The sequence below is a fragment of the Hyphomonas sp. genome (genome assembly GCF_965284475.1).
Lineage (GTDB): Bacteria > Pseudomonadota > Alphaproteobacteria > Caulobacterales > Hyphomonadaceae > Hyphomonas.
Genome location: NZ_OZ260087.1, coordinates 2,525,173 through 2,546,911 on the forward strand (window position 1 = coordinate 2,525,173; position 21,739 = coordinate 2,546,911).

A 21,739-nucleotide genomic window follows, 5' to 3' on the forward strand; every position below is an offset into this window, starting at 1 on the left:
GGGCCTCCAGTGGTTGAGTCATTTCGATAATCCGCTCCTTTCAAAACTGCAGTTTTTATGTCTTGCGAGCGCACCTGGGCCGGAAATTCTAAGGAGGCCGATGTCATTCGCATACGCTTGACGTGGCACGCAGCCGACACCAGGTGGCATAATATTCGGTCAGGCAGATTGTACTGGTTGCAGTGTCGTCGACGTCGAGAGATCGAAAGTGAGATCTCTTTCCGAAGTCTTTAGTCAGTAATTTGACGTAACTCTGAAATGAATGCGTCGAGTATCCGCTGCAAACTTGCGTATCTCGGGATGAGGCTGAAGTGCGTTGCTGTCTCGGCTTCTATAATCGCAATGGATTTTGCATCTTCCTTGGAAGCGGCGGCCCATTCACGACCAGGATGCAAAGTATCCCACGGCGACCGCTTATTCGCACGAGTCTCCGCATTGTCGCCATGTTTACCTAGCCCAAAAAGAATCTTGGTCTCGCTATTCCATATCGGCTTAAAGAAATTGATCAGGTACGATTCCGCAGCATCTTGCCACCCTGTCTGCACGACCAAAGCTTTATAACTGAATTGCTTAATATCTAAGTTTTCAGCTTTTATGATATTTTTGCGATGGTCGGCCAGCCTTCCAGACAGTCTTGGCCCTTGCTCAATGGGCGTCTTGGCGGCACCAGATTGTGGATTAGCTTTTCCAACATAAATAGGCGTCTCACCTCCCGAAATTGGAGCGTAGAGTGGGAAATCTCCATTGTAGTATATCGCATAGATTCCCGACCCATAAAATTTTCCAATCGTGTCCAGTGGGGCAGATTTCTGTGCAACCATCGCTAAGGCTACGAATCGGCCAACGACACTCGGATCGGCTGGATCGAATATTGTATCTGGTTGTCTTATTGGATCGATTTCGGCCATTAGTTCGTCCAACCGGATGTGGATTTGGCTAACGTCTGAAGCAAGCTGCCTTCTCGCAGAAGGAGAAAGTGCCTCCTTCACACCTGAATCGAGAAGTTCATTCAGTTGAGCGCTGAGCTTTGCGATCACGTCGGATGGATGCTTTCTCATAGAGCCGCTGTTTTCTTTTTCAATTGCCGATAAACGTCCTGTCCAATAATCCGCGCGAGTTCTACAGGAACGGCGTTTCCCAATTGACGCATCGTCTCTGACCACGATCCATGAAAGTGATAATCGTCCGAAAATGTTTGCAGCCGTGCGCTTTCACGGACGGAAAAATATCTCACGCTACCGTTCGGACGGACCAACATATTTTCCCCGCCTGGCACACCATGAACACCGGCCTTGAGTGTCTTTGCGGGCTCATCCAACGGACTGCCCGTATGCCCTTTATAAGTCCGGGCGCCAGGCTGAAAGCGATGATTTAAAAATGCCTCTGCTTTCCTTGGAGCATATTCGGGATCGGGAATCCCAGCCAATGCATCCCGCACTGTTTGCCAAGGCAATGTCGCTGGCTTTTCGCTTAATCGACCAGCAGCTGCACGAAACCGAACGGACTTCGCAAACGGTGTGGGATTAACTTCATGGCGATCCCAATAGGTTCCATTCGATTGATCCCACAAAAGCGCTGCGTGAGAATGAGTTGGTTCTGGGAAGTTCCATTCAACTCCCAAGTCAGATCGAAACCCTACAAAAAATACTCGCTCGCGTTTTTGAGGGATTCCAAAATTTGCAGCGTTGAGCACTCTCGTCACGACGTTGTAATGCAGTCCTTCATGACTTCCTTGTGTGTGCAGACGCTCTAGGCGGGCAAGATGCTCATACCACTTTTCATTCCCCTTTTGAGTGCAATCAGGGTGCGTCATTTGAAGGCGAATGTACTCAAAGTAACTTGCGAAACTGGCCCTAGTCAGTCCTTTGACGTTCTCAAAAATGAAAGCCTGCGGCTGACATTCGCGAATCGCTCTCACCGCTTCTGGAAACATATCGCGAGCATCTTTGTTCGCCTGGTGTTTGCCTCCGAGTGAAAATGGTTGGCACGGAGGCCCCCCCGTAACTAACGCAATCTTTCCCGCAAGTTGTTTAAAATCATAGGTGCGCACATCGCATTGCTCGATTGGCCACCTTGAAACCGGGGGCACCTTCCTGCGCTTATTGTCTCTGAGCGTGTCGCAGCAGTACGCATCAATCTCCAGCACCAAAGCTGATTTGAAGCCAGCCTTGCTGACGCCAATTCCAAGACCGCCTGCCCCAGCAAATAACTCAACAGCCTGCATAATGCCCTCTGAATTGGTTAGTGAAACGGTATTTCCTGATTGGGCGCAGCAATCAAGTACAGCACTGGTAAACTAACCTTGTAACCCGCGTCTCCACCAGTTGCGGACTTTGGAAGCTTAAAAACCCGGCATCATAAAAGGGAGACATTGGGCTCAGGAGTTATCAATGAACCATTCTGTAGCTTCCATCGGAGTTAATGCATTCGACAAGTTCCATTGATTCCTAGGCAGCGTCGCAACAGATCAACGGACGTGTAAAGTTTATTCGTGCTCCAAGAGAAGCTATGATTGCCTATCAGTTCTGATGCTGTTGTTGAAAAAAGTCCTGCTTTGGCGAGACGCTTTTCATATTATGAAGAATACCCAGCAAAGGAGTTTGGGGATACTGACATCAGCTGTCACGGTAGTCGAATAAGCGGGCTTGGGTGAATCCTCCCTCTGGGCGCATTCTTTTGATTGCAATCCTCCCCACAGAGGACCAAACTTCCCCAGACTATCACTTGATAATCAGCGACAAAAGCGGATAGGGTGAAACACAGGGAGGTGGGAGTTTTGACCAAAAAAATCAATGCACTATTCGCCGATTCAATTCAGGCGATCAAACTCAATATATTGGTTTTTGGTCCGCAAGTTAAAGACATGTCCACAGATGAAAGGACGTTAAACCTTCAACTTAAAAGAATTCAAATTAGAGACGAACTTTCTAAAGATGGTCACAACGTGAAATATGCGGAAGACGAGGTTGATCCAAGTCTAGGCAATATGATGCTGCAAGAGGAGTTGATCATGCGAGAATTCGATTTGATCATTAATTTAGTTGGATCGCCGGGAACTATTATCGAAACGGGCTTCATAGCTCGAAACCCTGAAATCGCTCAAAAGTCTCAATTATTCATGGACTCCGATCACACGGTTGGGCTGGTAGCAGAGGGCTGCAGATTGGCTGAAGAGTTGGGAGCGTTTTTCAAGGAGTACTCGTACCCCTCGGACTTGACTGATTGTCATCTTCTGGGTTTCGCGAAAGAGCGAGTACTCAAGGCGCAAAAAATTCGCTACTTGATGTAATGATGCAGACCAGTGAACCGTCAGGCGGGCTCAACCAGATCATCTCTGAGAAGCAGGATGTTTTGGATTTGCTATCGCGCGAAGATATTCTGAACGTCCTAGAAGATTTTGACTTCAATTGGGTCGATCATTCGGCAAATCAGAACTCAGAATTGTACGGTTTGTTTGTTGATAATGAATGGATCGAGGCACCAGGCACTGTTAGCCGGATCGGTACGCTCGTTTACAGTCGGCTAGCGTTGCAACTTAAAAGTGTTGCCACTGGAAAACCACGATCCCTTGGAAATTATGCCGCCACCAAGAAGATTAGGAGTGGGAAAAACTCTGTTGTTTTCGAAGGGAAACATCGAATATTGGGCTCCAAGGTCGTTTTAAAGCTCTTGAGACCAGGCGCATCCGACGATATCGAGGCTTCCTTGCGTCGGATATCTAGCGACCTCGGCGACGAACCTGACATCATTATGCCCACTGACCTATTCGACGTAGTTGTTCAGGACGTGCTAGGTAACGATGTTTCGACAAAATGCCTGGTATTTCCATTTATCCGTGGACAAACTTTTTCAGATTTTCTGCTAAGTGAGGCGAACCACTACAATTCACACATTGCCATCACCTTCATCGACCAGGTTGGTACTATGTTGGCATCTTTGGAGCGACTCAACGCTTACCATGGCGATCTCCATGCTGACAATATTTTGGTTGATCAGGCAGAGCCAACTGGGCTGAGGTTTAAGCTGATAGATTTGTCATACGATGCGGTTGGCAGTCTATCGTTGGAGCTATCCAAGAATCGAGATTTGGAATTCTTCAAGCAGCACATTTGGAGTATACTCAGCGCCCAGAAGTCTTTTCTTCCGCATGTGTCTCTGCGCAAATTCATTGGGACGGAATTCTTCGATAAAATCAGTTTGATTTTGTCCGACAAGATTGGGACCTTTGAAGAGGCAATGCGCGTTTTCAACGGAAGCGCTGCGACAGTCGCATTCAAGGCGAAGCGAACAGAATTCTTGCAGAGGCATTTTTCAGTCCCCAAGTCTTTCCGATTGCAGCGATATGAAGAATTTAGCGATCCTTCCGTTGCGTCTCGGCTGTTCGTGCCATTCGAAGAGCTGAAAGAAAAGATTGATGAGTTTGGGAACGTCTTCGTTTCGGGAAACCGCGGATCGGGAAAGTCCACGTACCTTGCGTCCCTAGCGTTCTTTCCTTCCGTAGACAAATCGTCTGTCGATTTCCGTGAAACGTTCGGCATCTATTTCCCGTGCCGGCAAGGTGAATTCAAAGCTCTCGGGCGATCCCTGGCGGCCGAGAACCCTAATCACAGTTCAAATCTTCTGCATCTCGTCATTTTGAAGGTAATACGAAAGACTCTCGAGCTCATTTCCGAAGCGATAGCGTGGAGTAAAATAAGCGGACAAACGTCCTATTCTGGGCTGCTAGACTACATCAATCGATTTATTCCCAAACCAGGCATCGTGCCCATCCAAAGGTCACTCGTCTCAGAGCTTGATAACATCGTAACTACGGTGAGCCGTGTTGAGCTAGATTGTGACAGGCGACTCGATTGTGATGATCTGGGAGTGCCGGCCCTACTCGTCTCGCACGACCTTATTAAGTTCTTTGAAATTGTCAGATCGACATTTCCAGCGCTCTCGGTGTCAAAGTTCCATATCCTATACGACGATGCGGGTGAGCCGTACGTTCAAGCACAGGTACAGCGCGTAATAAACGAATTAATGATCAATTCGAACCCAACTTACTGCGTAAAACTGACCGCCGAAAAGAACACCTACTGCTTCGAAACAGTTGGAGGAAAGGCTCTTGAAAATGGCCACGATTACTATGAACAAGACATATCGTACTCGCTTTTCATTGGCTCACGCACTGGCGGACTAAAGCGCGAAAAACTCGAAGAATATTTCCGAGCGATAGTCAATCAGCGACTTGAGTACTTTGGCTATCAATCGTCAGACATTCGTGAGTACCTGGGAGATAACAAGGGTGGGGAGCAGCGTCTGATCACATACTTGGCTTATGGTCGTCGGGACGCCTACTATTTCGGCTGGCCTGCTGTTTGGAACATCGCAGACCGCATACCTAGAAATCTATTGGAATTGGTCTCTGAGATTTTCGCGGTTGGAAATATCGATGCTGACACTCTGCCAAAACTGGTCCCAATAAGAGATCAAGACAGAGCTATAAAGACTATTTCTGAAAAACGCCTACAGTCACTTAGTCAAATATCTGGATCACTAACCATCGCCGGCAAACAAGTGAGTTTGGGAAGGAAGCTATTTGATGTAACAATTACTATCGGCTCAACCTTTCGGACATACCTACGAGCCGATAGGCAAGGAAGGTTCAATAAGAATGCGCCGCGGATCCGACAGCATTTAGCAATTGAACGGAACGATTTGGATCATCTCGATGACGAAGCTGAATTGGTACTTCAGAAGCTCGTAACGTTTGGAGTCCTCGACACATCACGAAACGCGGTGGCTCGTGATGACGGAGCTAAGAAGCCTATCTACGTTTTAAACAGGATATATTGTCCAGCATTCGAAATTGGGTATCGTCGCGACGATCACTTGAAGCTTTCTCGAGGTAAGCTTGAGCAATTGCTTCTCTATCCAAATTTGTTTCTTAGGTCCGGGACTAAGAAATTGCGGGATTCTGATCCCCAAAGATGGAATGATCAATCTGACTTATTCGTATCACAAGTTTTAGGTCTCGACGATGAATGACCTCGCCGTTAGGAAATTCTCCCCTGAAACTTCATCGCACGACTTCGATATCGTCGTTCTAGCAGCGGGGTTTGAGGAACGATCATTTGAATTCTTGAACAAGTCCAACTTTGGAACTTCAACGCACATTCTAATAATTGACTTTGAGAATGAGCTCAAAATCAACAAAGTAATTTCGAAGTCGTTTCGTGATTGCGCAATTGCAAAAGTTGGGGTTGGACTGGTTCACAATGTCACCTACGAGAGATCGACTGTTGATAACTTTTCCAAAACGCTTGGCGCTGCCCTCCGAGGCATACCGGTCAGTTGTTCAAATATGGCAATCGATATTTCAGGGATGCCAACTCACGTAGTTTATATAGTTTTGGATAGCGTAAGAAAAGCGCGACCTTACGACGATCAAACACTCATATACACTTCCGCGTCGACATACCTTCCAAGTTTCGAGGAGTACGAAGAGTTAGTCTCAAAACAAGGTGACGACATCGAATATTTGCCAAAATCTATGGCGTTGGAAATGTCTGAAAATCTGGTTTTGGAACCCTTCTCCGGTTATCGAAAAAGTGATTCAAACTCCTGCTTGATATTATTCGCAGGCTATGAGGCGCATCGGTCAACAGGGGTCATCGAGGCCATTAATCCAACATTACTCCTGCTCATCTATGGATGCCCTCCATCAGAGAAAATGTTCTGGCGGCAAAGCCTTTCAGAACGATTGCATAATAAATTTGAACGGATGCTCAGATGTGCCCGCGAAATTGTATCTACACAGAACATTAGAGAGTCGTTAGATACTCTTGATCAGTATTACAATTACTTGATTGACGATTACGATGTCACAATCGCCCCTTTGGGCAGCAAACTTCAAACGGTCGCCACATTTCTATTCTGGGAACGCTATCCAGAGGTTCAAATCAACTTTCCTCTACCTATCGGTTATGATCCCACAAGAAAGCCTTTGGGAGTAGACCAGACTTATTGCGTCAACCTTCCTGGGCGACTGTCATACTCTCAGCAGTCTCAATCAAATTTGGAAGAAAAAAAGTAGGTTTGATTGCAAGTTAGAAATTTCTTCGCCATCGCGTCTGTTTTAAAGGGAAGGGCGTGGCCACACCGGTGCTGTCGCGGGCCCCGCCTGTCTGGGCCCGCGAGCATCACGGGAGCAAGTCTGCGGAGAGCCCTGTGCACGAAAAAGTATTGTGGATGCGACTTTACCGATTGAAGAGGTTGCGTGCCTCGTTAGGCTGTTGGCGTGGTGCGACGGTAGGCCAGAAGATGCACAGGCATGTGGGTGGGAGCATGGAGCATGCTGGTTTCTCCGCGACCCGCCCGCCCGAGGCGGGGTTGATCGGCCGGACTGGATGTCAGGGAGTGGTGTAGAGCCGTTCTGCTGGCCGACCCGGCTCGTCTCACTGAGGGATCACCAGGTTCGGCTTCAGGCATGGGGCTTGGAGCTCGCCGGCGGGTCGCGCGCCCGCGCTTCCCACTGGCCCGGGGGCCAGTGGGGTCACGGGCGCTGATGGGGGCGGGCAGGAATCAGGTATTGCTTTCCGAGAGAACGTTTACGGCGCCGCCGGACGCATAGAGCGAGAAAAGCGATGCCTGTCTGATCCGGAACTGGCTTCTGCGCTTGAGCTTCGGTTTCGGGGATGTTGCGTGCTCAAGTTTCAGGGCCGGATCGTAGACGATGTGGCCCTTTGACATGGCGGTGAGGAAGCGAAGGAAGTCCGTATTCTCGTAGAGGCTGACAAGCGATCCGTAGGCATAGGCTGTGGGATCATCCCGTGACACTGATGGGATATAGGCAGCCCGAGCATGTTTACGGTTCCAGTGATCAATCAGGTCGGTGTAAGGCCAGGTGGCGGCCTCTTCTCCGTCCCGCGTGACCAGCCGGATCGCGCCGGTCATGTCTTCAACCTTACCCGACAGGGGATTGAACCCGGTCAGGTCAAGCTGCAGGCCGGTATCGCTGTGGAGGGATTTACCGATCTGATAGATGCCGCCGAAATTTATCCGGTCATGTTTTCCGCTTTTGTCGGCATATCCGAAACGACGAACAAAGGCTTCAGGACCTTCTGACCGGTAGACACCGCGGACCGGCTCCGGTGTCATCAGAGTGATCTGGGATTTTGCGACGGGCTTTGCCAGATCCTTCACCCCGAACTGTTTAATCTCCCAGCCGAGATAGTCCGGCTCCGCAAATCCGTTTGCGCTGATGCCGAGGCGGGCCTCCAGCGTATACCCGCCGCCATTACGAGCCGTATAAGGCTGGGCAAAACCGGACGCCCCGAGTTTCTGTGACGGGATCCAGCCTTCAAGGTGAATGTCGCGCAGCTTTTCGATGAGTGTCCTGCGGGTGTCTTTTCTGGTCTGACCATAGCCGGTCAGCATGATGAAGACGCCCAGAATTTCCGGGTCTGAAATCGTCTCCAGTTCTTTCGCTACTGGATGATCGGCAAGGCAGGCAAAGCCGTAAATCGTCCCGTCGGGGTGGACGCCGAAGAGTAGCATCCGCCCTTCATCACGCACCGTGATCACGTCATTCGGCGCATTCCGGCACCCCTGTAGCAGGCCTGACAAGCGGACTTCCGGATATCTCGGATAGAGGATGAGCTGTGCATTGGGAGCCTCGGCGAACCCCGTATCAGAATACCAGTGAAACCGGAGCTTCGCCTTGGCCCGGTCGCGAACACTCCCGGCAAGATCTGTCTCATCGACGAACACGGCCTCATGCGGGATAAGTCCCAGCGCTGAAAAGTCACCGCCGAGATAGATCTGGTTTTTGGAATTGTCGTTCGGGGCGAGCTTCTTCGCAAAGAAGCGCGTCGCGCCGCGTTGCCGGAAAATGCCGATGAGACCGGAAAGCGTAAGCATGACCTGGTGCAGAACCCCGTGACCTGTACGGGTTCCTTATTGCAGGGATTCGTTAATCTGCCTTTAGGGCGCAACCAGAGGAGACACCCCTGTGCCGGACGTCGTGCCAGCCAGCTCGAAGGACGGGCCATCATTCCGGATCCAGTCTCGTATCGCACGCATCGCCATATCGGGATCTGGCCGACCCGGTCCTCTGACGGCGCATTCCCAGATAATGCCGGTTCGCCAGCCCAGTTCCCGTAAAGAGGCGACAGACCGGATATCCCGTCTGACATTTCCGGCAATCTTGCTTTTCCAGAATTCAGTACGTGTGGCGGGCAGTTTGAAAAGAGGGCAGTCATGCCCGTGCCAGAAGCAGCCGTGAACGAACAATGCGGCCTCAAATTTCGGAAAAACCAGATCGGGCTTTCCGGGCAGCTGTTTCACATTCAGGCGATATCTCAGACCAAGGCGGTGAAGGCCTTTTCTGACAATCAGTTCCGGACGCGTGTCCCGGCCGCGAACGGCTGACATGTTCCGGCTGCGTGTTTCCCTGTCATGAACGTCAGGCATATTTCTTTTGACGTGCATCCTTTGTGGGCGACAGGATTTCCAGGACATGCGGCGTCATGATGCGCGCAACCTCCCGGAAGACCGGCACTGCGACGGAGTTTCCGAACTGTTTGTAAGCCTGCGTATCTGAAACCGGAATTTTAAAACTGTCAGGCAGTCCCATAAGCCGTGCGCATTCACGCGGCGTGAGCCGCCGTGGGTTTTTGCCTTTGCCCCGGCTGATAAGGATTTCAGACCCGTCCTTATAGTATCTTGCAGATAGCGTACGGCACGTATCATCAGGTCCGACCAGGCCAAATCCGAACCCGTTGCCGGCCGCCTTGTGCTTTTCCGCATAGCCCTGGAGATAGGCCCACAATTTGTCAGTCAGAGTGTACTTCTCATTGACGCTGGCACATTTGCCGAGCGTGAAGTGGCCTTCCGGTTCTTCCGACCCGTCTTCAGGATGCAGGATGTCACGCATTCTCTTCTCGCCGATCTGCGGAAGTTCCAGCGCGTCCCACGCAAAGCGTGTCGGCTCACGAAATCCGACAATGACAATCCGCTCCCGGTGCTGTGGCAGATAATGCTTGGCGTTGATCACGCGCACATGCAGCTCATAACCAAGCTCATCCTCAAGTGTGCGTCTGATAACTTCAAAGGTCCGGCCTTTGTCGTGGTTCTGCAGGTTTTTCACATTCTCAAGAAGAAAGGCGGCGGGGCGGTGAGCGTCGATGATGCGGGCAACGTCGAAGAAAAGGGTTCCCTGGGTCTCATCCTTGAAGCCATGCGCCCGGCCCAGAGCATTTTTCTTTGAAACGCCGGCAATGGAAAACGGCTGACATGGAAACCCGGCCACGAGGATGTCGTGACTCGGAATATCCATGACGTGCACCTGCGTGATATCGCCGGCGACCGGACGGTTGTCACGGTGGTTTGCCTGATAGGTCAACTGTGCATACTTGTCCCATTCAGACGTAAAGACACAGCGCCCGCCGGTCTCTTCGAATGCTGTTCTGAGGCCACCAATTCCCGCGAACAGATCAATAAAGGTGAAGCCGGCAAACGGAACCGGCTGAACGTCGCCACCTGCCAGATCACGGACCCGGTCCAGCACGGCCTTGCGGGGCTTCGTCTCGCCATTCTCCCAGCGAAATACCTGGCGTTCGGAATAGCCAAGCTCTCCGGCGAGCTGCTCTACCGTATAGCCGGTTTGAAGCCTGAGTTTTGTGAATTCCGTCGCCATCCGAATCGCCCTTTATGGTAAATATGCTGTCCTGATGTCAGCGTTCGTCCCGCCGGTCAAGCAAGAAGTTCGCTTTTTGTTCCGGTGCGCTGGCGTGGCTGATTTCGGTACTGTCTCAGTCTGAAACCGGTGCAATCTCATGCTCCGCGCGATCGGCTGAATGCCTGGCGGCAGCAAGAAGCAGGAGTTGACGAGCCAAACCTGCTTGCCGGGTGTCCGGTGAAGGGCAGGGGCCCGTAACTCCTGGAGAATCGGGGATGTTTTCGTCCCGCAACTCAGCTCTCCTCCCGCCTTTTTCTGCCCCCAACAGCCGGGTCCGGGCGGACGGTGCGTCTGCCAGAGCGCGGTCCCCGCACAAGGGGGCGGGACTTTGTTATCTAAGATCGATTCTAGGTTTTCTACCTACGGCTTCCCCTTGTGCGGAGCCCTTATGCGCTCCGGCTGAGCACCTTTTCGCCGCCCACCCCCGCCTGATGCGGGAAAGAAAGCCAGGCGGCGCAAAGGAGACTGACATGACTGACCAATTCACATCCGATGACCACGCTGCACCAGCTACCGCGCTCGCCGTTTCAGGCCGTCCCCGCATCTACGTGGCCTGCCTTGCCGCCTACAATAATGGCCGCCTGCACGGGGCATGGATCCACGCCACCAACCCGGACGAGGTCTTGGAACAGGTGCGCGACATGCTCGCCGCTTCGCCCGAACCGGACGCCGAAGAATGGGCGATCCACGATTATGAGAACTTTCAGGGCTGCCGGATTTCCGAATGGGCGAGCTTTGACACCGTGTGCGAGCTTGCAGCCTTCATCGACGAGCACGGCGAACTGGGCGCGAAGCTCTACAGCCAGTTCGGCGATGACCTTGAGCAGGCGGAGGCCGCGTTCGAGGACTATGCCGGAGAATACCGCAGCGCTGCAGACTTTGCGGAAGAATTTGTGCGGGAGACCGGTACTGAAATCCCCGCTTCGCTTGACTATTACATCGACTGGACGGCGCTCGCCCGCGACATGGCCCTCAATGGCGAGATCATGGTGTTCCAGACGGGCTTTGATGAAGTCCACGTGTTCTGGAGCCGCTGATCATGGCATTCACAGAACGTTTCTCTGACTTCGTATGCGAGGGCGATTGCATCGCTTGCGAACAGGACGGGGTCCGGATCGTCGCGCGCATTGTGCGCGATGATTGCCCGGACGCGCCTGAGTTCCGAGGATCAGAAAACGCTCCAGTGGAGCGTTTTCCCGAGGGACGGCAGGATGGGTTCTGGCCTTCACTCTACAAGGAAGCGCCGGGGTTCATCGGCCCCGGAAACAATTTCCGGGAACGCTTTGCCAGGGCGCAGGCCGAATCCGAGGCGGTCATGGAGGCATGGCGGCGGGATGACTGGTTCTATTGCGGCATCGTCCTCTCTGTCTCACTGGATGGTGTCATTCTGGACGAGCACGCCATCAGCCTCTGGGGTGTCGAAGCCAATTATCCCGGGTCGGATAATGCACACCTGACGGAGGCTGCAGATGAGCTTCTTGCCGACGCCATCGCGATCGGCCTCAAGGCAGCGCAGCGCCTCTGTGCGACGCTCGCCCGTCTTGAGGCGCGCGCATGAGCCCGCGCCTGTCGTGGGCCGGAACGGCAGGATCATGCCGGACGGGTGTGTTCGCTGAGTCAGGAGTTACAACACGAACGGCATCTGTGGAAACCTGCCGTCAGGTGTCGCGCTGATCAGCTGAGATCACACCGCCCGGCATGCGCTTATCCACGCAGTTCATCTGCCAGTGATCGCAATGATGCGCAGTCGCCTTCAAGATCATCAAAAGCATACGGGTTGAGGAACTGACGACCCCAGAACAGATTGCGGTCCACTTCGGACAGGCTCGCCTCGGCACTGACCTCATTCCAGTTTTCTGCGATGATGCGCATCTGTTGCTCGACCATTTCCATGGCCTGCTTGCCTGAAACAAGAAAGTGATGCGCCGCATTCAGGCAGGTGCTGAGGCGGCTCATTCTGTCCTGGGCATGGATAAGCATGGCCTGGCTGGCTTCCTGTCCAGCGCGTCCCTGCGGGCATATATCGTAGGCCGGGGTGAGGGAAAGCGTTTGACCATCCCAGAACGCGGCGTGGTTGCGGGCATGATCATCAGTGTTACCGCACAGGATGTTGAAAATAATGCGGCCAAACAGTTCGTGCAGCGTCTCCCGGGCATCGGTGAAACGGTGGCGGATGATTTCGGCGAGGTCCTGATAGCTGGCATAGCGCGCCATCATTTCATCGAGGCCGAAGAGGGTGAGCGCAGAGACCATCGCCTTGCGCTCCCAGCCGTTCCTGACGCGCTTTCTGTCGAAGCGTTCGACGAGCAGAACGTCCTTGCCGGAGGCGCGGACAAGAGAGACGGGCGCGACACTGAGCCCTGCAAGCACGGCCAGACGCATGGCGATGAACTCGGCTTTGACGACGCTGTAGAGGTCATGCGAAGCGGAAAACTTGGCCACAAACTTCTTGCCTGCGTCCTCGATCAGCGCTTTTGGGCGCGCTCCCCCGATCGAGCTGCCGTGATACAGGGCCTGGTCGAGTTCAGGGGTGAGGGGAATGCCCTTGTCTACGCGCTCTGCGGATTGCAGCAGTTCTTCAAGACCGGCGTTTTGTGCAGACCGCGGGACGTATTCTGTGGGAGACGCCTGGAAGTCCAGCGCGCCGATTCGGTCTGATCCGGACTCCAGCAGAAAGGCAAGTTCGGGCAGATTTGTCTGATCGGTCGCCGTTCCTTTGGTTCCTGATCTGCGATTGATGATCACGCGGCGTCCCCACGCATCTGGGGCGGCGTCACGCAGGCAGCCCGGCATGGACAGGCCATCGGGCAGGGGCAGCGCGCCAGACTCCAAGGGCAGCTCCGGCAAATATATCGGTATGGCGTCTTCGCGCGCCAGATATGACTTGCCGTAGTTGAACACGAAGACGGAAGGGCTTCCTTCTGCATACAAGCGACCGGCAACCACTGGCTCGGTTGCGCCTGGCAGCCACACCCAGACATAGGCTTCACTGTACAGCTCAGAACTCATCTTTCACGCCTCTGCGGGAGGGTTTGTGGATGGCCCTGGGCATCAGGGCGAGCTTGTCGTCGGTGCGGGCGATCTTGCTGGAGAGTCGCCCATTGTCGGCGTCGAACAGATTGACCCCGACAAGCGTGGCGGCCTCGAACATGATGCCGACCTCGACCTTGGGGTCGCCATTCTCGATGCGCCGGAGCGTGCCGCGCGATATTCCCGTTCGCTCGGCCAGTTCTTCAGCCGTCAGCCCGCGCGCGTCGCGGCCGAGCCTGATGAGCTTGCCAAGGAGTGTCAGTGCTTCGCCTGTGTGCCGGGAATAGGTTCTGTTTTTTATGCGGGGCATTAGTTAAATATGATCTATCTATAGTCCATATCACCATGACAAGGCTCATCTATGATACATAGTCTGGACTTTTGAGCAAAATGTCAAGAACCGGTTCTTCTATAAGCCATTGCAGCATGATCTGGTCGATAGATACCCCACTCATGGTGGGTCGTATTCAGCAGGCAACGCGCTCTCCTTGCGCCAGCACGAAGAATATCTCCGCGCCTTGAAACCCCTCCTGGGGCAATGGCGCAACGAAGGCAGCGTCATCGTCGTCGGCGACGATAATCGGCGCATTCCCTATGCATGGGGACCGAAGCGATCCTACGAACTGCTCGAATCCGCGCTTGACGGCTACAGTTTTGCGACCTCAGGCATGCTTCCGGGCGTCAATGAGAAGTCCATCGATAATGTCGCCTATAGCGGAGACCTTGAACATTCTCACGCCTGTGGCCGTTCAGCCAAGGCGCCTGATGGACGGCGAAGATCAGACCATTTCGGGGTCGTGGCGAACTTTCATTCGGCCTGACTGATGCTGCCCTGATTGGGTGAAAACCATCATCGGATGCATCGGGTCCAGCGGTCGGTCATGGCTTTCGGCTATCTGGCACGGTCAGCCACAGCGTCCCTTCATTTCCGCGCCCCGTGCTCCGGACCCCTTGTTCCCGTCTCAAGCCGTATGACCTGGACGAGGCCAGCCAGTCCTGAAACCGGCGTGGCGAAGAATTTTCCCCGCCGCTGCGCGGCTTCCTCGCGCATCAAAATTCTCCGCCGCGCCGGTGCTCCGCTTCGCTGCGCCCCTTCGGGTTCAGGCCTGCCTCGCCCCGTCCTTTCGGTCCGGCGTCGACGGGGACAAGGGGTCCCCGGGACAAGCGCAAGAACGAAAGGAACCACACAATGGCAAACGCACTCGGATATGTCTCAGAGACCAAAACCGGCTTCGAAGGTGCCCTCGCTATGATGAACCTTACCAGCCCGATCCGCATCGAAAAGAATACGGAGAAAGCCGAAGACGGTCAGCCAGACTACCGCATCTTCGCCGGAGAGACCTCGACCGAAATCGGCGGCGGCTGGATACGCAAGGCGAAAACATCGGGACGCGACTATGTCTCGCTGACCCTTGCAGACCCGCAGATCGGCTCCCGCAGGATATTTGCAAACCTCGCCCCCGTGAAAGGCAAGAAAGGCCGCCACGTGATCCTCTGGAACCCAAGGGACTAGGGTTCAGACCCATCACCATGGAGCCGCTCCGGAGACACTCTCCGGGGCGGCTTTCTGCATGTCTGCTCACGGTGAATGACCGTCGGGAAAATATGTCGCCGGGATTCTTCCTCTCCAGATCCCGGCATTTCTGGCCAGGGATATGTCATCGCACGATATGAAAGGAGTGACGTCTAATGACGAAAAATAGTCAGAAAGGCTCAGACGATAATGACTGGCCGGAACTGCTCAGCGTCGAGGAGGCCGCAGATTTTCTGCGGCTGAAACGCTCGACCCTTAACCACTATCGCTGCCAGGGCGGCGGGCCCATCTATCGAAAGCACGGCACCCGGGTCTTCTATCCCAAGCCCGGCCTGATCAAATGGTCCGAGCGAAATTCATTCGCCTCGACCTCGCAACGCCTCCAGGTGCCCGAATGAAATGGCCAATCCTGTGGCTGACCGCCGCAGGCCTTTGTCTTGTTGTGTCTGGTGTATTTTCTGATCCGGCAGATCGCCTGATCTGGAACCGGACAGGCAGCGCGCCGACAGGGCTCTACTGGCTGAGCGACGGCCCATTCACCCCCGGCCGATGGGTCGTCGTCTCAGCCACGAGCGATCACGCGAACTGGGCCGAAGCGCATGGATTTGTCGGCCAGGACTGGCCCTTGCTGAAGCAGGTTGCGGGCATATCCGGTGACGAGATCTGCCGTAATGCGCAGGCTATTGTGATCAATGGCGAATACGCCGGCATAGCGCACACAGCCGATTCAATGGGGCAGAACCTGCCCGTCTGGCAGGGCTGTATACGCCTGCCAGATCACATGTTTTTCCTGATGAATGCCCACCCGGATTCCCTTGATGGCCGGTATTTCGGGCCAACGCATCGACAGGACCTGGACGGCGTTGCCGTCCCCCTGTTCACGATCAATCACTGACCAGACGGCAAGCGGCTGCAAGGCGATGCAAGTATCAACATGGAATTCATAAGCGAACCCGGCAGGGCAAGATATAAGGATGTGCGTACACGCCCATCCATGTCATTGTCTGCACATCATTTTTTCGTATGCCTTTGCAGGCAATCGATACAGACAGAATCTCGTCATGCTGCTGAATTCATGCGCGTTTTTCTGTCATACGCCGGAAGAGCCGGTCCATGAGCGGGCAGGATGACTTCACGCCCAGGCTGGGCCGCCTGCGCGATATCGGCACTGGTAATATCAGGCGGGGATCCGCGGCCATACGAAAGGTCGCGGCCCGGCTGAATGCGCGTGCCGGTCCGACCGGATTTCGGGGGAGGCATATCGGACGCGGAAATGGGGCGCTGCCGTCTGCTGCGCTGACACCTCGCGGATTTGCGGCGCGGCACATGCGACGGGTCACCGTGAAAGTGCATATAGCACGGGCAGGGCGCGCAGGTGGCCGGCAGGCCTTTGGCGCGCATGTCCGCTATGTCCAGCGCGACGGTGTCGACCGGGACGGCAGGCAAGGCCAGCTCTATGACCGGGACGGTGAACGCGCCGATGGCAAGGCGTTTCTGGAGCGCAGCAGCGAGGATCGCCATCAGTTCCGGTTCATTGTGTCGCCAGAGGATGGCACGGCGCTTGGAGACCTCAAGGCGACGACGCGACAGCTGATGAAACGGATGGAGAAGGATGTCGGCACACCGCTCGACTGGGTGGCTGTCGATCACCACAATACCGGCCATCCCCACAGTCATGTCATCGTGCGCGGACGCGGTGCAGACGGCGCAGATCTCGTCATCGCGCCGGACTATCTCATGAAGGGGCTTCGCGGACGGGCGCAGCAGGTTGTGACCGAGAGGCTTGGGCCCCGCCGCGACATGGACATCGCAAATGCGGCGCGCCGTGAGGTCGGTCAGGACCGGTTTACGGGACTGGACCGGGAACTCTCAGCGCTGGTGCAGGCCGGAGAGGTAGCGGTCGTGGGCGCGAGCGGATCAGCTGACCGGTTCCGGCAGGCGTTGCACCGGCAAAGGCTGAGACATCTTGAAGGCCTCCATCTGGCTGAGAACACGGGGCAGGCGACATGGCGTCTGCGGCATGGTTGGGAGAAGGCCCTGCAGGCCATGGGGCGCCGCGGTGACATTATCCGGTCAGTGTCCGCAGGCCTCGCGCCTGAGCACGCCTCGACCGGGGGCCGGTTTCTGGAGGAGCGAGGTGCAGATCGAGCGCCATTTCCCGGCGTGGTGCTTTCGCAAGGTCCTGTCGATGAATTGCGCGATACGCGCTTTCTGATCGTCGAGGATATGAAGGGGGCGGCCTGGTATGTGCCTGCACGCAATCTGGGTCCGGGTGAGATGCCACCGAAAGGCGCGGTTGTTGAGGTCGGCGCCAGAAGGGCTGAGGCGCGCAAAGCAGATCATGTGATTGCAGGCATCGCGGCGCGGTCGGGCGGACTTTATTCTGACGCGCTGCATCTGGCGGCAGATCCGGTATCCTCTTCAGCTTACCGGCTGGCACACAAACGACGGCTGGAGCCGCTTCGCCGGTCAGGCATTGCAGACCGGCGAGCGGATGGGATCTGGGAGATTCCGCATGACTATCTCGCGCGGGCCGCTGCGTTCGAGGCTAGCAAAGGAGACGTGTCGGTGCGGGTGCGCTCATGGATGGCGCTGGAAAAACAGGTGAACGCACGGGCGCTGACCTGGCTTGATGGTGTCGGAGCCGCTGAGGACATGGAGCTATCTGAACGTGTCCTGACCGCCCGACGAGCGCGCCTTGCGTTCCTTCAGGAGGAAGGTTTGCTTGGGCCGGATGCGCAGGCGCTTTCAAACGCAGCGCGGGCCCAGTTGAAATCAGAGGAAATGGGCAGGGCAGGGGCGCGCGAAGCTGGACGCTCGGGGCGCGCACAGATGACGGCTGGCGAGGGTCATTCCTTTGAAGGAAAATTTGAACGGACGGTGGATCTTGCCCAGGGGCGCATGGCCTTGGTTGGAAACCAAAAGACATTTGCCCTGGTGCCATGGCGACATGATCTGGAACGCTATCGTGGGGAGAGCCTTATACTGGAGCAAAAGTCGAAGGGAACGGGATGGACATTCCAGCCCGGAAAGGCACGCGGTATATCGAGATGAGTGAAAGGTCGCCTGTTGAACGTCTGGTGGTCGGCTTAGGTCAGCTTTGTAATTCATCCTGAACAATGCGAGGCCGCCTCTCAATCAGGGCCAGCAATACCCTTGCCGGACCGTCTGGCCTGCGCCGTCCTTGCTCCCAGCCGCGTAAGGTTCCGACCGCTACACCAATACTCCGGGCAAACTCCGCTTGTGAGAGTCCGGCGCGGGCGCGGATCGCGACCACATCCGGCTCCGGGACCTCAACCTGATGGACGCGCGCTCCCACATCCTTGCCCTTGGCGTGGGCGAGAGCGTCTTCAAGGCCTTGCTTGATGCTCTTGTAGGCGTCGCTCATTTTCTGGCTCCATAGGTTTCCGCGATCAGATCGCAGAGTTTAATGAGATCGGCCTTTTCAGACCGGGAGATATTTGCCTGCTCGTTCTTGGCAAACACAGTCAGCAGGAACAGCGGCATGTCCGGGGCGCGGTAGAAATGGAGCACACGATAGCCGCCGCTCTTCCCACTACCGCGTCTTGCAATGCGGACCTTTCGCAGACCGCCTCCGAGCGAGATGCCAGCCTCGGGATTCTCGGCCAGCTGGTCGATGACATCCATCCGGTCGTCATCTGACATACCAACAGCATTCGCGCGCTTTATGAACTCGGGTGTTTCAATCACCGTTTGATGCGCCATTTTTGGTACTCCATATATACGTCATTGACGCATATGTCAATGACGCAGTCCGAATTCTGATCTGATCCGGTTGGTAACGCTTTTGTGCCCGGTTGAGAACGCGCGTCCGACCGTTGCAGCCGTTTGCCGCCATTCACACTTGTTGCGACAGCCTCAAGGCGAAACACTGGCCGTGTTTGTCCCACGTGGAAGTCCTCGCTCATGTCACCTTCCAGAATACTGATTGGCCAGTTCCTGATCGTCCTTACAATCATCGTGTTGACCATGTGGGGGGCGACGCAATGGACAGCGCATGAGCTTGGCTATCAGCGGGGGCTCGGGCGACCCTGGTTCCAGTTGGAAGGCTGGCCGGTCTACAGACCCTGGCGCCTGTTCCAGTGGTGGTATGCCTATGAAGCCTATGCACCGGCGGTATTTGCCAAAGGCGGTGCGATCGCCGCGAGCGGCGGCCTGTTCGGCATTGTTGCAGCGGTGATCGGCTCGGTGTGGCGATCACGCTGGGAACGGGGGGTAACAACCTATGGCTCTGCCCGCTGGGCGGAGAAGCAGGATATGGTGGAGGCTGAACTGCTTGGCGGGGACGGGGTGTTTCTCGGGCAGTTTGAAGGACAGTACCTGCGCCATAACGGCCCGGAACATGTCCTGGCCTTTGCGCCAACACGTTCGGGCAAGGGCGTAGGTCTTGTTGTGCCCACGCTGCTGTCATGGACAGGCAGCGCAGTCATTCATGACATCAAGGGAGAGAACTGGCAGTTGACATCGGGCTGGCGCGCGCAGCTCGGTCCCTGTATCCGGTTCGATCCGACCGATGAAATGTCGCCGCGCTACAATCCGCTGATGGAAGTGCGCAAGGGCAGGTCCGAGGTGCGGGATGTCCAGAACATTGCCGACATTCTGGTGGATCCGGTTGGCAGTCATGAAAGCCGCGACCATTGGGACAAGACGGGCTACGCGCTGCTCGTCGCGGTGATGCTGCACGTGCTCTATGCCGAGGAGGACAAGTCGCTCGCGGGCTGCGCGGAGTTCCTTGCTCATCCGGATCGGACGATCACGCAGACCATTCAGATGATGAAGACGACACAGCATCTCGTTGCGGCGAACGGAAAATCGCGCACTCATCCTTATGTGGCCAGGGGCGCGCGAGCGATGATGAGCAAATCGGAAAATGAGCGCTCGGGCGTTTTGTCGACGGTACTGACTCTGCTCGAAGTGTTCAGCGATCCCATTATTGCAGACCTGACATCAACCAGCGACTGGGGCGTGATGGATCTGGTCGAGGCGCGGCGCCCGATATCACTCTATCTTGTCGTACCACCGTCCGACATTTCCCGGACACGACCCCTGATGCGACTGATCCTGAACCAGGTCGGGCGAAGGCTCACAGAGAGCCTGCCGGATCCCGGCCGCCGCAAGGTGCTTCTGATGCTGGATGAGTTCCCGGCGCTCGGGCGGCTCGATTTCTTCGAGACGGCGCTCGCCTTTCTCGCGGGTTATGGCATCCGGGCCTTCCTGATCGGACAATCCCTCAATCAGATCGAAAAGGCCTATGGGCCCAACAACGCCATTCTCGACAATTGTCATGTCCGCGTTGCCTTCGCGACCAATGACGAGCGGACGGCCAAACGGATATCAGAATCGCTGGGGACGAAGACTGAGTTGCGCTCCCAGAAGAACTATACCGGACACCGGCTGTCGCCCTGGCTCAGTCACATGATGGTGTCACGCCAGGAAACCGCTCGCCAGTTGATGACGCCGGGCGAGGTGATGCAGATGCCGCCAGAAAGGGAAGTGGTCATGGTGGCAGGTGTGCCGCCCGTTATGGCAGACAAGCTTCGCTACTATGAGGACCGGAACTTTATACCCCGCGTCCTGGCGCCCGCACCCAGTGCGATCGAGCCAATCAGTCAGCTGATCCACTGGCAGGAGCCCGGGGCAGCTCAGATCTGTCCAGCAGGGGCGATGACAGTGACCGGGCAGGAGAGTGGCGGGCGGGAGCGGTCGGTGGATCTGGGACTTCCGGACAAGACGGCTCCGCCCGAACCTGAGCCGGAGATCGGGATTAAGCCTGATGAAGGCGCGCAGCCGGAACTGGATGACGCTCTGGAGACCGTTCGGCGCGCCGCTACGCTTGATGTCGCCGACGATAAAACGCTTCCCGGGTTCTGATGAAAAAACCGCACCGCCTGAACATCCGTGTGACGTCCGCTATGCTGCGCCAGCTTGAGCGCGAGGCGCGCGGGCATGGCGTCACAATGACCGCCATCATCGAGACCGCACTACAACGCTATTTCGACACCGAGGAAATAGAGCCGCTGGACTCGCGTGTCATACGGCGGCTGGACCGGATGGAACTGAGACAGGCCGACATCGAACGCGATGTCGCAATCGGGCTAGAAACACTACAGCATTATATCTTCTACTGGCTGACTCGAACCGAACCGATACCTGAAGGGGAACGAGATGCAGCGCATGCGCTCGGTCAGCGCCGGTTTGATTACTTTATTGAACAGGTGGCGCGGAAGATCCGGCCTGGATGACGCCCACGAGATCAGGCAGGACGCGGTGACATGACCGGATGAAAGGGGCCCGGCAAGTGTGTTGGCTTGTCGACCGATTTAAGGCGAAGGCCGAAGACCCTTGAAAGCCTCTCTCTCGACTTTAACGGCTTCTTCGCCTCGGTCAGGTCCTGTCAGACGAATGCGACCCCGTCTCCTATATTCGCGGAC

General features: G+C 55.4%; 21 protein-coding genes. 12 read left to right on the forward strand and 9 right to left on the reverse strand.

Going from position 1 to position 21,739, the window contains the following annotated elements:
* Window positions 1–230: 230 nt before the first annotated feature.
* Both ACQ66M_RS12490 and ACQ66M_RS12495 read right to left on the reverse strand, forming a co-directional pair.
* Entirely contained in the window at window positions 231–1,058 is an 828-nt protein-coding gene (locus ACQ66M_RS12490) for an Eco29kI family restriction endonuclease (protein WP_430404178.1), read from the reverse strand.
* Entirely contained in the window at window positions 1,055–2,224 is a 1,170-nt protein-coding gene (locus ACQ66M_RS12495; protein ID WP_430404180.1) for a DNA cytosine methyltransferase, read from the reverse strand. Before ACQ66M_RS12495 ends, ACQ66M_RS12490 begins: the two co-directional genes overlap by 4 nt.
* A gap of 552 nt (window positions 2,225–2,776) precedes the next feature.
* On the opposite strand from ACQ66M_RS12495, the gene ACQ66M_RS12500 reads away from it, so the two are divergent.
* The 3 genes from ACQ66M_RS12500 to ACQ66M_RS12510 are packed head-to-tail and all read left to right on the forward strand — an operon-like array spanning window position 2,777 to window position 7,078.
* A complete protein-coding gene (locus ACQ66M_RS12500) occupies window positions 2,777–3,289 on the forward strand; it encodes a hypothetical protein (protein WP_430404182.1) in 513 nt (170 codons plus the stop codon).
* Window positions 3,289–6,030, forward strand: coding sequence for a lipopolysaccharide kinase InaA family protein (locus tag ACQ66M_RS12505; protein WP_430404184.1), 2,742 nt, complete (start codon window positions 3,289–3,291; stop codon window positions 6,028–6,030). The genes ACQ66M_RS12500 and ACQ66M_RS12505 overlap by 1 nt, the downstream gene beginning before the upstream one ends.
* Window positions 6,023–7,078: a hypothetical protein gene (locus ACQ66M_RS12510; RefSeq protein ID WP_430404186.1), complete on the forward strand. Its 1,056-nt coding sequence runs from the start codon at window positions 6,023–6,025 to the stop codon at window positions 7,076–7,078. Before ACQ66M_RS12505 ends, ACQ66M_RS12510 begins: the two co-directional genes overlap by 8 nt.
* 488 nt (window positions 7,079–7,566) lie before the next feature.
* Here the strand turns inward: ACQ66M_RS12510 and ACQ66M_RS12515 are convergent, their stop codons facing one another.
* The 3 genes from ACQ66M_RS12515 to dcm all read right to left on the reverse strand — a co-directional run bounded on the left by ACQ66M_RS12515 (window position 7,567) and on the right by dcm (window position 10,681).
* Entirely contained in the window at window positions 7,567–8,904 is a 1,338-nt protein-coding gene (locus ACQ66M_RS12515; RefSeq protein ID WP_430404188.1) for an MvaI/BcnI family restriction endonuclease, read from the reverse strand.
* Window positions 8,905–8,967: 63 nt separating this feature from the next.
* Window positions 8,968–9,417 carry a very short patch repair endonuclease gene (locus ACQ66M_RS12520; protein ID WP_430404190.1) on the reverse strand — a complete coding sequence of 150 codons (450 nt, stop codon included), beginning with the start codon at window positions 9,415–9,417 and terminating at the stop codon, window positions 8,968–8,970.
* A gap of 31 nt (window positions 9,418–9,448) precedes the next feature.
* Window positions 9,449–10,681, reverse strand: a complete 1,233-nt coding sequence (gene dcm, locus ACQ66M_RS12525; RefSeq protein ID WP_430404192.1) for a DNA (cytosine-5-)-methyltransferase — start codon at window positions 10,679–10,681, stop codon at window positions 9,449–9,451.
* 512 nt (window positions 10,682–11,193) lie between these two features.
* Between dcm and ACQ66M_RS12530 the strand changes: the two genes are divergently transcribed.
* Entirely contained in the window at window positions 11,194–11,760 is a 567-nt protein-coding gene (locus tag ACQ66M_RS12530) for an antirestriction protein ArdA (protein ID WP_430404194.1), read from the forward strand.
* A gap of 2 nt (window positions 11,761–11,762) precedes the next feature.
* Window positions 11,763–12,281, forward strand: a complete 519-nt coding sequence (locus tag ACQ66M_RS12535; protein ID WP_430404196.1) for a hypothetical protein — start codon at window positions 11,763–11,765, stop codon at window positions 12,279–12,281.
* A 146-nt stretch (window positions 12,282–12,427) separates the two neighbouring features.
* On the opposite strand, the gene ACQ66M_RS12540 is transcribed toward ACQ66M_RS12535, so the two are convergent.
* Together ACQ66M_RS12540 and ACQ66M_RS12545 are read right to left on the reverse strand one after the other, a co-directional pair.
* Complete coding sequence (locus ACQ66M_RS12540; protein ID WP_430404198.1) at window positions 12,428–13,732, reverse strand: type II toxin-antitoxin system HipA family toxin; 1,305 nt, start codon at window positions 13,730–13,732, stop codon at window positions 12,428–12,430.
* Entirely contained in the window at window positions 13,722–14,063 is a 342-nt protein-coding gene (locus tag ACQ66M_RS12545; RefSeq protein ID WP_430404201.1) for a helix-turn-helix transcriptional regulator, read from the reverse strand. Before ACQ66M_RS12545 ends, ACQ66M_RS12540 begins: the two co-directional genes overlap by 11 nt.
* Before the next feature lie 208 nt (window positions 14,064–14,271).
* On the opposite strand from ACQ66M_RS12545, the gene ACQ66M_RS12550 reads away from it, so the two are divergent.
* The 5 genes from ACQ66M_RS12550 (at window position 14,272) to ACQ66M_RS12570 (ending at window position 18,341) form a co-directional block, all read left to right on the forward strand.
* The gene (locus tag ACQ66M_RS12550; RefSeq protein WP_430404203.1) at window positions 14,272–14,574 is read left to right on the forward strand and encodes a hypothetical protein; all 303 of its coding nucleotides are present in this window, start codon (window positions 14,272–14,274) and stop codon (window positions 14,572–14,574) included.
* A 368-nt stretch (window positions 14,575–14,942) separates the two neighbouring features.
* The gene (locus ACQ66M_RS12555) at window positions 14,943–15,266 is read left to right on the forward strand and encodes a DUF736 domain-containing protein (RefSeq protein WP_430404205.1); all 324 of its coding nucleotides are present in this window, start codon (window positions 14,943–14,945) and stop codon (window positions 15,264–15,266) included.
* A gap of 176 nt (window positions 15,267–15,442) precedes the next feature.
* Complete coding sequence (locus tag ACQ66M_RS12560; protein ID WP_430404206.1) at window positions 15,443–15,685, forward strand: helix-turn-helix domain-containing protein; 243 nt, start codon at window positions 15,443–15,445, stop codon at window positions 15,683–15,685.
* The gene (locus ACQ66M_RS12565) at window positions 15,682–16,182 is read left to right on the forward strand and encodes a S26 family signal peptidase (RefSeq protein WP_430404208.1); all 501 of its coding nucleotides are present in this window, start codon (window positions 15,682–15,684) and stop codon (window positions 16,180–16,182) included. The genes ACQ66M_RS12560 and ACQ66M_RS12565 overlap by 4 nt, the downstream gene beginning before the upstream one ends.
* A gap of 218 nt (window positions 16,183–16,400) precedes the next feature.
* Complete coding sequence (locus ACQ66M_RS12570) at window positions 16,401–18,341, forward strand: DUF3363 domain-containing protein (RefSeq protein ID WP_430404210.1); 1,941 nt, start codon at window positions 16,401–16,403, stop codon at window positions 18,339–18,341.
* 40 nt (window positions 18,342–18,381) lie between these two features.
* Here ACQ66M_RS12570 and ACQ66M_RS12575 read toward each other — a convergent pair whose 3' ends face one another.
* A complete protein-coding gene (locus ACQ66M_RS12575; protein WP_035542201.1) occupies window positions 18,382–18,675 on the reverse strand; it encodes a helix-turn-helix domain-containing protein in 294 nt (97 codons plus the stop codon).
* Entirely contained in the window at window positions 18,672–19,013 is a 342-nt protein-coding gene (locus tag ACQ66M_RS12580; protein WP_335592484.1) for a type II toxin-antitoxin system RelE/ParE family toxin, read from the reverse strand. The genes ACQ66M_RS12575 and ACQ66M_RS12580 overlap by 4 nt, the downstream gene beginning before the upstream one ends.
* 201 nt (window positions 19,014–19,214) lie before the next feature.
* Between ACQ66M_RS12580 and traG the strand changes: the two genes are divergently transcribed.
* Complete coding sequence (gene traG / locus ACQ66M_RS12585) at window positions 19,215–21,179, forward strand: IncP-type conjugal transfer protein TraG (RefSeq protein WP_430404212.1); 1,965 nt, start codon at window positions 19,215–19,217, stop codon at window positions 21,177–21,179.
* On the forward strand, window positions 21,179–21,550 hold the full coding sequence (locus ACQ66M_RS12590; protein ID WP_430404214.1) for a ribbon-helix-helix protein, CopG family: 372 nt from the start codon (window positions 21,179–21,181) through the stop codon (window positions 21,548–21,550). The genes traG and ACQ66M_RS12590 overlap by 1 nt, the downstream gene beginning before the upstream one ends.
* Window positions 21,551–21,739: the final 189 nt, after the last annotated feature.

Excerpts from the sequence above, each read along its gene's own strand:
- ACQ66M_RS12490 (WP_430404178.1), bottom strand. The coding sequence starts at position 1,058 with ATGAGAAAGCATCCATCCGACGTGATCGCAAAGCTCAGCGCTCAACTG.
- ACQ66M_RS12495 (WP_430404180.1), bottom strand. The coding sequence starts at position 2,224 with ATGCAGGCTGTTGAGTTATTTGCTGGGGCAGGCGGTCTTGGAATTGGC.
- ACQ66M_RS12505 (WP_430404184.1), top strand. The coding sequence starts at position 3,289 with ATGATGCAGACCAGTGAACCGTCAGGCGGGCTCAACCAGATCATCTCT.
- ACQ66M_RS12510 (WP_430404186.1), top strand. The coding sequence starts at position 6,023 with ATGAATGACCTCGCCGTTAGGAAATTCTCCCCTGAAACTTCATCGCAC.
- ACQ66M_RS12515 (WP_430404188.1), bottom strand. The coding sequence starts at position 8,904 with ATGCTTACGCTTTCCGGTCTCATCGGCATTTTCCGGCAACGCGGCGCG.
- ACQ66M_RS12520 (WP_430404190.1), bottom strand. The coding sequence starts at position 9,417 with ATGTCAGCCGTTCGCGGCCGGGACACGCGTCCGGAACTGATTGTCAGA.
- dcm (WP_430404192.1), bottom strand. The coding sequence starts at position 10,681 with ATGGCGACGGAATTCACAAAACTCAGGCTTCAAACCGGCTATACGGTA.
- ACQ66M_RS12530 (WP_430404194.1), top strand. The coding sequence starts at position 11,194 with ATGACTGACCAATTCACATCCGATGACCACGCTGCACCAGCTACCGCG.
- ACQ66M_RS12535 (WP_430404196.1), top strand. The coding sequence starts at position 11,763 with ATGGCATTCACAGAACGTTTCTCTGACTTCGTATGCGAGGGCGATTGC.
- ACQ66M_RS12540 (WP_430404198.1), bottom strand. The coding sequence starts at position 13,732 with ATGAGTTCTGAGCTGTACAGTGAAGCCTATGTCTGGGTGTGGCTGCCA.
- ACQ66M_RS12545 (WP_430404201.1), bottom strand. The coding sequence starts at position 14,063 with ATGCCCCGCATAAAAAACAGAACCTATTCCCGGCACACAGGCGAAGCA.
- ACQ66M_RS12555 (WP_430404205.1), top strand. The coding sequence starts at position 14,943 with ATGGCAAACGCACTCGGATATGTCTCAGAGACCAAAACCGGCTTCGAA.
- ACQ66M_RS12560 (WP_430404206.1), top strand. The coding sequence starts at position 15,443 with ATGACGAAAAATAGTCAGAAAGGCTCAGACGATAATGACTGGCCGGAA.
- ACQ66M_RS12565 (WP_430404208.1), top strand. The coding sequence starts at position 15,682 with ATGAAATGGCCAATCCTGTGGCTGACCGCCGCAGGCCTTTGTCTTGTT.
- ACQ66M_RS12570 (WP_430404210.1), top strand. The coding sequence starts at position 16,401 with ATGAGCGGGCAGGATGACTTCACGCCCAGGCTGGGCCGCCTGCGCGAT.
- ACQ66M_RS12575 (WP_035542201.1), bottom strand. The coding sequence starts at position 18,675 with ATGAGCGACGCCTACAAGAGCATCAAGCAAGGCCTTGAAGACGCTCTC.
- ACQ66M_RS12580 (WP_335592484.1), bottom strand. The coding sequence starts at position 19,013 with ATGGCGCATCAAACGGTGATTGAAACACCCGAGTTCATAAAGCGCGCG.
- traG (WP_430404212.1), top strand. The coding sequence starts at position 19,215 with ATGTCACCTTCCAGAATACTGATTGGCCAGTTCCTGATCGTCCTTACA.
- ACQ66M_RS12590 (WP_430404214.1), top strand. The coding sequence starts at position 21,179 with ATGAAAAAACCGCACCGCCTGAACATCCGTGTGACGTCCGCTATGCTG.